This is a genomic window from Streptomyces sp. Ru73 (assembly GCF_002920575.1).
In the GTDB taxonomy this organism is placed as follows: domain Bacteria; phylum Actinomycetota; class Actinomycetes; order Streptomycetales; family Streptomycetaceae; genus Streptomyces.
In genome coordinates, this window is the sequence record NZ_PQSQ01000153.1 from 1 (window position 1) to 11,539 (window position 11,539).

Genomic DNA, 11,539 nt, shown 5'->3' on the forward strand with positions numbered 1-11,539 from the left:
GCCCCACCCCAAATTCGCGCGCCCGCTTCGCTTCCCGCGGATACGATCGGCGGTCTTATGTCTGCCACCCTCGTCGCCAAGAAGCTCGCCGCCGGGCATGGAGAGCGCACGCTCTTCTCCGGGCTGGACCTCGTCGTCGCGCCGGGGGAGGTGATCGGGCTGGTCGGGGCCAACGGCGCCGGCAAGTCCACGTTGCTGCGGCTGTTCGCCGGGCTGGACGTGCCGCAGGAGGGCGAGGTGCGGCTGAGCCCGGCCACCGCCACCGTCGGCCATCTGCCGCAGGAGCCCGAGCGGCGTGCGGGGGAGTCCGTCCGGGACTTCCTCGCCCGGCGTACCGGCGTCACCGAGGCGCAGGCGGCGCTGGACGAGGCCACGCAGGCGCTGGTCGAGGAGAAGCCGGGCGCCGACGACGCGTACGCCGTCGCCCTGGAGCGCTGGCTCGCGCTCGGCGCCGCCGACCTGGACGAGCGGGCCGAGGAGACCGCGGCCCAGCTCGGCCTGGCGGTCGGCCTGGACCAGCCCATGACCTCGCTCTCCGGCGGCCAGGCGGCCCGCGCCTCGCTCGCCTCCCTGCTCCTCTCCCGGTACGACGTCTTCCTGCTCGACGAGCCGACCAACGACCTGGACCTGGACGGGCTGGAGCGGCTGGAGCGGTTCGTGACCGGGCTGCGGGCCGGGACCGTACTGGTCAGCCACGACCGCGAGTTCCTGACCCGGACCGTCGACCGGGTCGTCGAGCTGGACCTCGCGCAGCAGCAGGTGAACCTCTACGGCGGCGGATACACCGCGTACCTGGAGGAGCGCGAGCGGGCCCGGCGGCACGCGCGCGAGGAGTACGAGGAGTACGCCGAGACCAAGGCGTCCCTGGAGGCGCGCGCCCACCTCCAGCGCAACTGGATGGAGAAGGGCGTCAAGAACGCCCGCCGCAAGGCCCCCGACAACGACAAGATCGGCCGCAAGGGCCGGGTGGAGGCCACCGAGAAGCAGGCCGCTAAGGCCAAGCAGACGGTGCGCATGATCGAGCGGCTGGAGGTCGTCGAGGAGCCGCGCAAGGAGTGGGAGCTGCGGATGGAGATCGCCGCCGCGCCGCGCTCCGGCGCCGTGGTCGGCACGCTGCGCGGTGCGCGCGTGGACCGCGGGGACTTCCGCTTCGGCCCGGTCGACCTGCAGATCGACTGGGCCGACCGGGTAGCGATCACCGGCCCGAACGGCGCCGGCAAGTCCACCCTCCTCGGCGCGCTGCTCGGCCGGCTGCCGCTGGACGAGGGCGACGCGTACCTCGGCCCCGGCGTGGTCGTCGGCGAGATCGAGCAGGCCCGCGGCCAGCTCTTCCAGCACCCGGAAGCGGCCGGCGAACCGCTCCTGGAGGCGTTCCGCCGGTCCGTACCCGAGATGGCGCCGGCGGACGTACGGACGCTGCTGGCGAAGTTCGGGCTGAAGGCCGGGCACGTGCTGCGCCCGGTGGGCACGCTCTCGCCGGGGGAGCGGACCCGGGCGGCGCTCGCGCTGCTGCAGGGCCGCGGGGTGAACCTCCTCGTCCTGGACGAGCCGACCAACCACCTCGACCTGCCAGCGATCGAGCAGCTGGAGTCCGCGCTCGCGTCGTACCGGGGCACGCTGCTGCTGGTCAGCCACGACCGCAGGCTGCTGGAGGCGGTGGAGACGACCCGGCGGATCGAGGTGGCGGACGGCCGGGTCACGGAACGCTGACCGCGCCGGGCCGTGCGCCGGCGGACGGCCGCCGACCGCGCCGCCCCTCCGCCACCGCGCCCGCAAGCCCGCACCGCCCGGAAGCCGCCACAGCCCGCACCGCGCCCGCGAGCCCGCGCCGGCCGGAAGCCCGCACGGCGCCCGCAAGCCCGCACCGGCCCGGAAGCCGCCACCCGGCGGCCGGTAATGGATTTGGCCCTGTCGCACGTAACCCGTAAGGTGGTGTTCACCGACGCGGGGTGGAGCAGTTCGGTAGCTCGCTGGGCTCATAACCCAGAGGTCGCAGGTTCAAATCCTGTCCCCGCTACTGGCGCAACAGTGCGCATCAGAGGCCCCTTCCTCCGGGAAGGGGCCTCTGGCGTTGCCGCGACGGAGGCCGGCGGGCGGTGCTCCGGGCGAAGCGGGCGAAACGCGTCTCTTCCTGGCAGTTCTTCAAACAAGAACAAAGGGGTCAGAGCCGATCTCCCGAATGATCGACGCGCAGAAAAGCGTTCAGAAGCTGTCGATAAGTGCTGACTTTTTGTCAGCAGCCCAGTCCGGACGGCGGCATTCCCAACACTCGAAGGGTGAGGATGCCTTCCGGACCCCCAGCCGAACCTCCTGAGGAGCTGACGGCCCCGCTCGCGTACGAAGGTGTCTGGAGGTTCACCGCTCCGGCACTGGAGTCCTCGGTGCCACAGGCGCGGCACGCGGTACGGGATCTGCTCGGCGACCAGCGCGTGCCGGCGGGCCCGCACGTCGTGGACGGTCTGCTGCTGATCACTTCCGAACTGGTCACCAACGCGGTGCAGCACGCAGCCCTGCTCTCCCCGCAGATCGCCGTCGAGCTGGCGGTCGGCGCGGACTGGGTGCGGGTCGCCGTCGAGGACAACCACCCGTACCGCCCCAAGGCGATGGAGGCCGACGAGGAGGACCTCGGCGGCCGCGGCCTCTGGCTGATCAAGATGATCACCTCGGAGGCCGGCGGGAAATGCGGCGTGGAGCACACGGCGAGCGGCGGCAAGGTCGTATGGGCCGAACTGCCGCTCGCCCAGGTGCCCGCGCCTACCAGCCCGCAGTCGACCCTGTGAGCTCACGGATCGCCGGACGCGCCGCGTCCAGGACGGTCATGAACCACACCGAGAACGGCGCCTCGGAGTGGCGCTTGGCCAGCTCGTCCGGCGTCACGAAGGCGTACTCGCCGACCTCCTCCGGGTCCGGCTCCGGGGTGTCCCGGACCAGGCCGACGAAGAGGTGGTTGTACTCCTGCTCGACCAGCCCGGACTCCGGGTCCGGGTGGTTGTAGCGCACCGTGCCGGCCTCGCCGAGGAGCGACGGGGCGATGCCCAGCTCCTCGGCGGTGCGCCGGGCCGCGGCCGCGAAGGGCTTCTCACCCGGGTACGGATGGCCGCAGGCGGTGTTCGACCACACGCCGGGGGAGTGGTACTTCCCCAGCGCCCGGCGCTGCAGCAGCAGCCGGCCCTGCTCGTCGAAGAGGAAGACGGAGAACGCGCGGTGCAGCTGCCCGGGGGACTGATGGGCGGCGAGCTTCTCCGCCGTACCGATCGTTCTGCCGTCCTCGTCCACCAGCTCCAGCATGATCTGCTCCGCAGCCGTGTCCGGCGTGGTCACCGCCGTGGTCGCGGCGGTCTGTCCGTTGGCAGGTGTGATCGGCATGCCCATCCTTCGTGGTCGGTCCTCAATGTTCAGTCTGCCCTAGTAGCCCCCGTATCAGTGGCAGAGCGGCGTCCCGTGTGCGGCGTGGCAGAACAGGCGGCGCGCGGCGGCAAACGTGCGCCGTCTCGCGCTCTCCGCACGCCGTCGGTATCCGGCCGCGCACCGTCTTGAACCGTCCGCAAGCGCCCTCGGACCGGCCGCACGCCGTCTCGGACCGTCGACAAGCAGCCTCGAACCGGCCGCACACAGTCTCGGTCCGTCCGCGCGCGGCCTCCGTCCGTCCGCGCGCGGTCTCGGACCGGCCGTCAGACCGGCTGCGTGCCGTCCGCTGCCGTCGCACGCGCCTCGGGGTGGTGCCGGCACCAGCCCTCCCACGCCGAGGTCACCATCGCGTCGATGCCGTGCCGGGCGCGCCAGCCCAGCTCCGCGGCCGCCCGCTCGCACGAGGCGACCACCCGCGCCGGATCGCCGGCCCGCCGCTCCTCGACGACCGGCGCCAGGTCACCGCGGCCGCTGACGCCGAGGACCAGGTCGGCCATCTCCCGTACGGAGACGCCCTGGCCGGTGCCGATGTTGAGCGTGAGGTCGCCGGGAGCGTCCTGGGCCGCGAGCCGCCGGGCCGCGGCGAGGTGCGCGTCGGCGAGGTCCTCGACGTGCACGTAGTCGCGCACGCAGGTGCCGTCGGGGGTGTCGTAGTCGGCGCCGAAGATCCGCGGCGGCTCACCCGCCGTGACCTTTTCGAACATCATCGGAATGATGTTGAAGACGCCGACGTCCGCCAGCTCGGGGGCCGCGGCGCCCGCCACGTTGAAGTAGCGCAGGCAGGCGGTCGAGATGCCGTGCGCCCGGCCCGCCGCGCGCACCAGCCACTCGCCCGCGAGCTTGGTCTCGCCGTACGGGTTCACCGGGGCGCACGGGGTGTCCTCCGTGACCAGGTCCACGTCCGGGGTGCCGTACACCGCGGCCGAGGAGGAGAGGACGAAGCGCCGCACGCCGGCCGCCGCCACCGCCTCCAGCAGCACGGTCAGCCCGTGCACGTTCTCCCTGTAGTACGCCAGTGGCTGCTCCACCGACTCACCGACCTGCTTCTTCGCGGCGAGGTGGATGACGCCGGTCACGCCGTGCTCCGCGAGCGTGGCGTCCACCACGTCACGGTCCTGTACCGAAGCGCGCACCAGCGGGACCCCGGCGGGCAGCCGCTCGGGGTAGCCACTGGAGACGTCGTCGAGCACCACGGCCTTCTCGCCCGCCGCCACCATGGCCCTCGCCACATGCGCGCCGATATAACCCGTCCCACCTGTGATCAGCCATGTCATAACCGGCACCCTAACCAGCGCCGCAGTTGTTCATCGACGGCAAGATCCACCATGATGATCCGCGGCAGACGCCACCGCCGCTCGGCCACCGGGCGGTGAATGCGTGGTGAACGGCCGCATCCGGCGATCCGATAACCTCTGCCGACGTGCCACCGACCCCTCCGGGGCCCGAGGTGTGCCACGACTGCTGCCCGGGTAGTTCGTACCGAATGCGGACCGGCCGGCGTGGCCTTGCCAGCATTCAGGGAGTGAATTCGTCTGTCGACCGCAATCCTCACCGGTGCGCCGGTCGCCGGGTCGTCGCTCGAAGGCGACCTGCGCGAGCTGGGCTTCGACGTCCGCAGCGCGGCCGACGCCGCTGAGACGGCCCGGCTGCTGGCCGAGGTGCCCGCAGGCCGGCGAGTGGCGCTGGTCGACCCCCGGTTCGTCGGCCACCTGCACAGCCTGCGGCTGGCCCTGACCGACCCCCGCTTCCCGGCCGCCGCCGTCACCGGCGCGCTGACCGCGCAGCCCGAGGCGCGCGCCGCGCTCACCCGCGCGCTCGCCACGGCGGACGCCGCCGACGCGCTCCCGGACGCCGTCGCCGCCGCGCTGGACGCCGAGGGCGTAGCGGTGCACCGCCCCGAGCTCGGGACGCTGGTCGCCTCCGTACCCTCCGGCGCACAGCAGCGTCACGAGGCGCGGGCCGCCGTGAGCGCCGTCGACGACGAGGCCGTCCGGCTGCGCACCGCCGTCAAGTCCCGGGACGGCTTCTTCACCACCTTCTGCATCAGCCCGTACTCGCGCTACATCGCCCGCTGGTGCGCCCGGCGCGGCCTCACCCCGAACCAGGTGACCACCGCGTCCCTGCTCACCGCACTGATCGCGGCGGGCTGCGCGGCCACCGGGACGCGCGGCGGCTTCATCGCCGCGGGCCTGCTCCTCCTCTTCTCCTTCGTCCTGGACTGCACCGACGGGCAGCTCGCCCGCTACTCCCTGCAGTACTCGACGCTGGGCGCCTGGCTGGACGCGACGTTCGACCGGGCGAAGGAGTACGCGTACTACGCGGGGCTGGCGCTCGGCGCCGCCCGCGGCGGCGACGACGTATGGGCCCTCGCGCTCGGCGCGATGGTGCTGCAGACGGTCCGGCACGTGGTGGACTTCTCCTTCAACGAGGCGAACCACGACGCCACGGCCAATACGAGCCCCACCGCCGCCCTCTCCGACAAGCTCGACAGCGTCGGCTGGACGGTCTGGGCCCGCCGCATGATCGTGCTGCCCATCGGCGAGCGCTGGGCCCTGATCGCGGTCCTCACCGCCTGCACCACGCCCCGTATCGTCTTCTGGGTCCTGCTCATCGGCTGCGCGCTGGCCGCCTGCTACACCACGGCGGGCCGCGTGCTGCGCTCGCTGACCCGCAGGGCCCGCCGCACCGACCGGGCCGCGCAGGCGCTCGCCGACCTCGCCGACTCCGGCCCGCTCGCGGAGGGCTTCGCCGCCGCCTTCAAGGGCGCGGCCCGCACGCTCCCCGGCTTCGCGGCCCCCGCGATCGCCGCCGTCGGCGCCGCTGTGATGATCGCCACCGCCGCCTTCGCCGGCTGGGGCAGCCCGTGGGTCTGCGTCGCCGCGCTGGTCTACGCCCTGCTCTCCGGCATCGCCGTCGCCCGCCCCCTCAAGGGCGCACTCGACTGGCTCGTGCCGCCCTTCTTCCGGGCCGGCGAATACGTCGCGATTCTGGTGATTGCGGCCCGTTCCGAGGTGAACGGAGCGTTGCCGGCGGCATTCGGGCTGGTGGCCGCGGTCGCCTACCATCACTACGACACGGTGTACCGCATCCGCGGCGGCAGCGGCGCGCCCCCGCGCGCTCTGGTGCGGGCGACCGGCGGGCACGAGGGCCGCGCCCTCGTGGTCACGCTCGCCGCGGCCGCACTGCCCACCTCAGGTTTCACAATCGCGCTCACGGTCCTCGCGGGGGCCCTGGCGCTGCTGGTGCTCACCGAGAGCATCCGCTTCTGGGTGTCCTCCCATGCACCCGCCGTACACGACGAAGGAGAACCCGCATGATCGGCCTCGTGCTGGCGGCCGGCGCCGGACGGCGTCTGCGTCCCTACACCGACACTCTGCCCAAGGCCCTGGTGCCGGTCGACGGTGACACCACCATCCTCGACCTCACCCTCGGCAACTTCGCGGAGATCGGCCTGACCGAGGTCGGGATCATCGTCGGCTACAAGAAGGAGGCCGTGTACGAGCGCAAGGAGGCCCTCGAGGCGAAGTACGGCCTCAAGCTCACGCTGATCGACAACGACAAGGCCGAGGAGTGGAACAACGCCTACTCCCTGTGGTGCGGCCGGGACGCGATCAAGCACGACGTGATCCTCGCCAACGGTGACACCGTGCACCCGGTCTCCGTCGAGAAGACGCTGCTCGCCGCGCGCGGCAACGGCCAGAAGATCATCCTCGCGCTGGACACGGTCAAGCAGCTGGCCGACGAGGAGATGAAGGTCGTCGTGGACCCCGACAAGGGCGTCCAGAAGATCACGAAGCTGATGGACCCGGCGGAGGCCACCGGCGAGTACATCGGCGTCACCCTCATCGAGGGCGAGGCCGCCGACGAGCTGGCCGACGCGCTGAAGGCCACCTACGAGCGTGACCCCCAGCTGTACTACGAGGACGGCTACCAGGAGCTGGTCAACCGCGGCTTCAAGGTCGACGTGGCGCCCATCGGCGACGTCAAGTGGGTCGAGATCGACAACCACGACGACCTCGCGAAGGGCCGTGAGATCGCATGCCAGTACTGACGAGGCTCATTCCCTCGCCAGTCGTCGTCGACATCCGGCCGGGGGCGCTCGACGACCTGGCCGGTGTCCTCGCCGACCAGCGGATCTCGTCGTCGGGCAAGCTCGCCATCGCCATCAGCGGCGGCTCCGGCGCGGTGCTGCGTGAGCGGCTCGCGCCGGCGCTGCCCAGCGCCGAGTGGTTCGAGGTGGGGGGCGGCACGCTCGACGACGCCATCAACCTCGCCGACGCCATGAAGAAGAAGGGGCGCTACGACGCGGTCGTGGGCCTCGGCGGCGGCAAGATCATCGACTGCGCCAAGTTCGCCGCGGCACGCGTGGGCCTGCCGCTGGTCGCCGTCGCGACGAACCTGTCGCACGACGGCCTCTGCTCGCCCGTCGCGACCCTCGACAACGACGCGGGCCGCGGCTCGTACGGCGTGCCGAACCCGATAGCCGTGGTCATCGACCTCGATGTGATCCGTGAGGCCCCGGTCCGCTTCGTCCGCTCCGGCATCGGCGACGCGCTGTCCAACATCTCCGCGATCCGCGACTGGGAGCTGGCGGCGCGCGAGCGCGGCGAGGACATCGACGGGCTCGCGGCGGCCATGGCGCGCCAGGCCGGCGAGGCCGTACTGCGTCACCCCGGCGGCGTCGGCGACGACGGCTTCCTGCAGGTGCTGGCCGAGGGCCTGGTCCTCACCGGCATCGCGATGTCCGTGTCCGGCGACTCCCGGCCGGCGTCCGGCGCCTGTCACGAGATCAACCACGCGTTCGACCTGCTCTTCCCCAAGCGCGCTGCCAGCCACGGCGAGCAGTGCGGCCTGGGCGCGGCCTTCGCGATGCACCTCCGCGGGGCGCACGAAGAGTCCGCGTACATGGCGGAGGTCCTGCGCCGGCACGGGCTGCCCGTGCTGCCGCAGGAGATCGGTTTCTCCGTGGACGAGTTCGTCCAGGTCGTGGAGTACGCCCCGCAGACGCGCCCCGGGCGCTACACGATCCTCGAACACCTCAACCTGAACTCCGAGCAGATCAAGGACGCATACGCCGACTATGCCAAGGCCATCGGTAGCTGAACTCCGGCCCGTCGTTCACCCCGCAGGGGTGAAGGACCGCCGCAGCGGTGAGCACTGGGCGGGCCGCCTGTACATGCGAGAGATCTCGCTGCGCTGCGACCGTTACCTGGTGAACACCAGGATCACGCCCAACCAGCTGACCTACCTGATGACCGTCTTCGGCGTGCTCGCGGCCCCGGCACTCCTGGTGCCGGGGATCCCGGGCGCCGTCCTCGGCGTCGTCGCGGTCCAGCTCTACTTGCTGCTCGACTGCGTCGACGGCGAGATCGCCCGCTGGCGTGAGCAGTACTCGCTCGGCGGCGTGTACCTGGACCGGGTCGGCGCCTACCTGACCGACGCCGCCGTACTGGTCGGCTTCGGCCTGCGCGCCGCCGACCTGTGGGGCACGGGCCGGATCGACTGGCTGTGGGCCTTCCTCGGCACCCTCGCGGCCGTCGGCGCGATCCTGATCAAGGCGGAGACCGACCTCGTCGGCGTCGCCCGGCACCAGGCCGGGAAGCCGCCGGTCAAGGAGGCGGCGTCCGAGCCGCGCTCCTCCGGCATGGCGCTGGCCCGCAAGGCCGCCGCCGCGCTGAAGTTCCACCGGCTCATCCTGGGCATCGAGGCGTCCCTGCTGATCCTGGTCCTGGCGATCCTGGACCAGATCCGGGGAGACCTGTTCTTCTCGCGGCTCGGCGTCGCGGTCCTGGCCGGCATCGCGCTCGTCCAGACCCTGCTGCACCTGGTGTCCATCCTGGCTTCGAGCAGGCTCAAGTGAGTACGGCAGGGAGGTCGGCGATGAAGGTCGGCGCGGTCATCATCACCATGGGCAACCGCCCGCAGGAGCTGCGCGCCCTGCTGGACTCGGTCGCCAAGCAGGACGGCGACCCGGTCGAGGTGGTGGTCGTCGGCAACGGCTCGCCCGTGCCGGACGTCCCCGAGGGCGTGCGCACCGTCGAGCTGCCCGAGAACCTGGGCATCCCGGGCGGGCGCAACGTCGGCATCGAGGCGTTCGGGCCCGGCGGCAGTGACGTGGACATCCTGCTGTTCCTGGACGACGACGGCCTGCTCGCCAACGTGGACACGGCCGAGCTGTGCCGCGAGGCGTTCGCCCGCGACCCGGAGCTCGGCATCATCAGCTTCCGCATCGCGGACCCGGACACCGGGGAGACCCAGCGCCGCCACGTACCGCGGCTGCGCGCGTCCGACCCGATGCGCTCCTCTCGCGTGACGACCTTCCTCGGCGGTGCGAACGCGGTCCGCACGAAGGTCTTCGACGAGGTCGGCGGGCTGCCCGACGACTTCTTCTACGCGCACGAGGAGACCGACCTCGCGTGGCGCGCCCTGGACGCGGGCTGGATGATCGACTACCGCGCCGACATGGTCCTGCTGCACCCGACGACGGCTCCCAGCCGACACGCGGTCTACCACCGGATGGTCGCGCGCAACCGGGTGTGGCTGGCGCGGCGCAACCTCCCGGCCCTGCTGGTCCCCGTCTACCTCGGGGTCTGGCTGCTCCTCACCCTGGCCCGGCGCCCCTCGGGCCAGGCCCTGCGGGCCTGGCTGGGCGGCTTCAAGGAGGGCTGGGCGAAGCCGTGCGGCCCCAGGCGTCCCATGAAGTGGCGTACCGTGTGGCGACTGACCCGGCTGGGCCGTCCCCCGGTGATCTGACAAGCTCGGGACGAGAGCAGCATCCGGCGCGTACCCGGGTACCCACCCCGGGGAGCGCCCCTTGAGGACGAGAGTGTCAAGACTGTGAGCGAGACCAGGCACGACAGTGCGGTCGCGGTGAACGGCCCGCGGAGTCCGGAGAGCGGACTCACGCCGGCGCAGCTGGCCCGGAAGTACGGGCTGACGCAGAGCGGCGCCCGGCCGAGCCTGCCGGCGTACGTCCGGCAGCTGTGGCAGCGGCGCCACTTCATCTCGGCGTTCTCCAGCGCGAAGCTGACCGCCCAGTACAGCCAGGCCAAGCTGGGCCAGCTGTGGCAGGTGGCCACCCCGCTGCTGAACGCGCTGGTCTACTACCTGATCTTCGGCCTGCTGCTCGGCACCAGCCGCGGCGTGCCGGACTTCGTGCCGTTCCTGGTGACGGGTGTCTTCATCTTCACCTTCACGCAGAGCTCGGTGCTGGCGGGGACGCGGGCGATCTCCGGGAACCTCGGCCTGGTGCGGGCGCTGCACTTCCCGCGTGCCTGTCTGCCGATCTCGTTCTGCCTGATGCAGCTCAAGCAGCTGCTGTTCTCCATGGGCGTGCTGGTCGTCATCCTGCTGGGATTCCGCCAGGTGCCCGGCTGGTCGTGGCTGCTGGCCATTCCCGCGCTGTGCCTGCAGTTCGTCTTCAACACCGGGCTGGCCATGATCATGGCGCGGCTCGGCAGCAAGACGCCGGACCTGGCGCAGCTGATGCCGTTCATCCTGCGGACGTGGATGTACGCGTCCGGCGTGATGTACAGCATCGACCACATCCTGAAGAGCAAGCACGTGCCCGACTTCGTGCACTTCCTGCTGAACGTGAATCCGGCCGCGGTCTACATCGACCTGGTGCGCTTCGCGCTGATCGACTCCTTCACCGCGGCCAAGCTGCCGCCCCACGTGTGGGCGCTGGCGCTGGGCTGGGCGGTCGTGATGGGGGTCGTGGGCTTCGTGTACTTCTGGAAGGCGGAGGAGCGGTACGGCCGTGGCTGAGCAGCAGAGCACCAGTTTGGAGCAGCCGGCGGTGGAACAGGCCGCGGCCGGGGAGGAGCGCATCCCCACCGTCATCGCCGATGATCTGCACATCGTGTACCGGGTCTACGGCTCGGGTGCGGGCCGGGGCAGCGCCACCGCCGCGCTGAACCGCATCATCCGCCGCAAGCCCTCGACCGGGGTGCGGGAGGTGCACGCGGTCAAGGGCGTGACCTTCACCGCCTACCGGGGCGAGTCCATCGGGCTGATCGGCACCAACGGCTCGGGCAAGTCCACGCTGCTCAAGGCGGTGGCGGGGCTGCTGCCGGCCGAGCGGGGCCATGTCTACACCCACGGCCAGCCCTCGCTGCTGGGCGTGAACGCC

Annotated in this window: 11 protein-coding genes and 1 tRNA gene; 10 read left to right on the forward strand and 2 right to left on the reverse strand. The window is 71.8% G+C overall.

Annotation, left to right across the window (positions count from 1 at the left end):
• Window positions 1–57: 57 nt before the first annotated feature.
• From C3486_RS34935 to C3486_RS34945, 3 genes are all read left to right on the forward strand, one after another.
• Window positions 58–1,710, forward strand: a complete 1,653-nt coding sequence (locus C3486_RS34935; RefSeq protein WP_103836890.1) for an ABC-F family ATP-binding cassette domain-containing protein — start codon at window positions 58–60, stop codon at window positions 1,708–1,710.
• A gap of 233 nt (window positions 1,711–1,943) precedes the next feature.
• A tRNA-Met gene (locus tag C3486_RS34940) sits at window positions 1,944–2,017 on the forward strand.
• Window positions 2,018–2,282: 265 nt separating this feature from the next.
• Window positions 2,283–2,780, forward strand: coding sequence for an ATP-binding protein (locus tag C3486_RS34945; RefSeq protein WP_103836891.1), 498 nt, complete (start codon window positions 2,283–2,285; stop codon window positions 2,778–2,780).
• Here C3486_RS34945 and idi read toward each other — a convergent pair.
• Both idi and galE read right to left on the reverse strand, forming a co-directional pair.
• The gene (gene idi, locus C3486_RS34950) at window positions 2,755–3,366 is read right to left on the reverse strand and encodes an isopentenyl-diphosphate Delta-isomerase (RefSeq protein WP_103836898.1); all 612 of its coding nucleotides are present in this window, start codon (window positions 3,364–3,366) and stop codon (window positions 2,755–2,757) included. The genes C3486_RS34945 and idi overlap by 26 nt on opposite strands.
• Window positions 3,367–3,671: 305 nt before the next feature.
• Window positions 3,672–4,682 carry a UDP-glucose 4-epimerase GalE gene (gene galE / locus C3486_RS34955; protein ID WP_103836892.1) on the reverse strand — a complete coding sequence of 337 codons (1,011 nt, stop codon included), beginning with the start codon at window positions 4,680–4,682 and terminating at the stop codon, window positions 3,672–3,674.
• A gap of 258 nt (window positions 4,683–4,940) precedes the next feature.
• Here galE and C3486_RS34960 point away from each other — a divergent pair, with 258 nt between their 5' ends.
• The 7 genes from C3486_RS34960 to C3486_RS34990 form a co-directional block, all read left to right on the forward strand.
• Window positions 4,941–6,725 (forward strand): DUF5941 domain-containing protein, encoded by a 1,785-nt coding sequence (locus C3486_RS34960; RefSeq protein ID WP_103836893.1) that lies wholly within the window; start codon window positions 4,941–4,943, stop codon window positions 6,723–6,725.
• Window positions 6,722–7,459 carry a sugar phosphate nucleotidyltransferase gene (locus C3486_RS34965; RefSeq protein WP_103836894.1) on the forward strand — a complete coding sequence of 246 codons (738 nt, stop codon included), beginning with the start codon at window positions 6,722–6,724 and terminating at the stop codon, window positions 7,457–7,459. Before C3486_RS34960 ends, C3486_RS34965 begins: the two co-directional genes overlap by 4 nt.
• Window positions 7,447–8,511, forward strand: a complete 1,065-nt coding sequence (locus tag C3486_RS34970; RefSeq protein ID WP_103836895.1) for an iron-containing alcohol dehydrogenase family protein — start codon at window positions 7,447–7,449, stop codon at window positions 8,509–8,511. The genes C3486_RS34965 and C3486_RS34970 overlap by 13 nt, the downstream gene beginning before the upstream one ends.
• Window positions 8,489–9,268: a CDP-alcohol phosphatidyltransferase family protein gene (locus tag C3486_RS34975; protein ID WP_103836899.1), complete on the forward strand. Its 780-nt coding sequence runs from the start codon at window positions 8,489–8,491 to the stop codon at window positions 9,266–9,268. Before C3486_RS34970 ends, C3486_RS34975 begins: the two co-directional genes overlap by 23 nt.
• 20 nt (window positions 9,269–9,288) lie before the next feature.
• Complete coding sequence (locus C3486_RS34980; RefSeq protein ID WP_103836896.1) at window positions 9,289–10,161, forward strand: glycosyltransferase family 2 protein; 873 nt, start codon at window positions 9,289–9,291, stop codon at window positions 10,159–10,161.
• An 84-nt stretch (window positions 10,162–10,245) separates the two neighbouring features.
• Complete coding sequence (locus C3486_RS34985; protein ID WP_103836897.1) at window positions 10,246–11,175, forward strand: ABC transporter permease; 930 nt, start codon at window positions 10,246–10,248, stop codon at window positions 11,173–11,175.
• Window positions 11,168–11,539, forward strand: a 372-nt coding sequence (locus C3486_RS34990; protein ID WP_374936961.1) for an ATP-binding cassette domain-containing protein, incomplete at its 3' end; no start/stop codon positions are given. The genes C3486_RS34985 and C3486_RS34990, both read left to right, overlap by 8 nt.

Bases quoted from the DNA above. Each gene is read 5' to 3' on its own strand.
- C3486_RS34935 (WP_103836890.1), top strand. From the start codon at position 58: ATGTCTGCCACCCTCGTCGCCAAGAAGCTCGCCGCCGGGCATGGAGAG.
- C3486_RS34945 (WP_103836891.1), top strand. From the start codon at position 2,283: ATGCCTTCCGGACCCCCAGCCGAACCTCCTGAGGAGCTGACGGCCCCG.
- idi (WP_103836898.1), bottom strand. From the start codon at position 3,366: ATGCCGATCACACCTGCCAACGGACAGACCGCCGCGACCACGGCGGTG.
- galE (WP_103836892.1), bottom strand. From the start codon at position 4,682: ATGACATGGCTGATCACAGGTGGGACGGGTTATATCGGCGCGCATGTG.
- C3486_RS34965 (WP_103836894.1), top strand. From the start codon at position 6,722: ATGATCGGCCTCGTGCTGGCGGCCGGCGCCGGACGGCGTCTGCGTCCC.
- C3486_RS34970 (WP_103836895.1), top strand. From the start codon at position 7,447: ATGCCAGTACTGACGAGGCTCATTCCCTCGCCAGTCGTCGTCGACATC.
- C3486_RS34975 (WP_103836899.1), top strand. From the start codon at position 8,489: ATGCCAAGGCCATCGGTAGCTGAACTCCGGCCCGTCGTTCACCCCGCA.
- C3486_RS34980 (WP_103836896.1), top strand. From the start codon at position 9,289: ATGAAGGTCGGCGCGGTCATCATCACCATGGGCAACCGCCCGCAGGAG.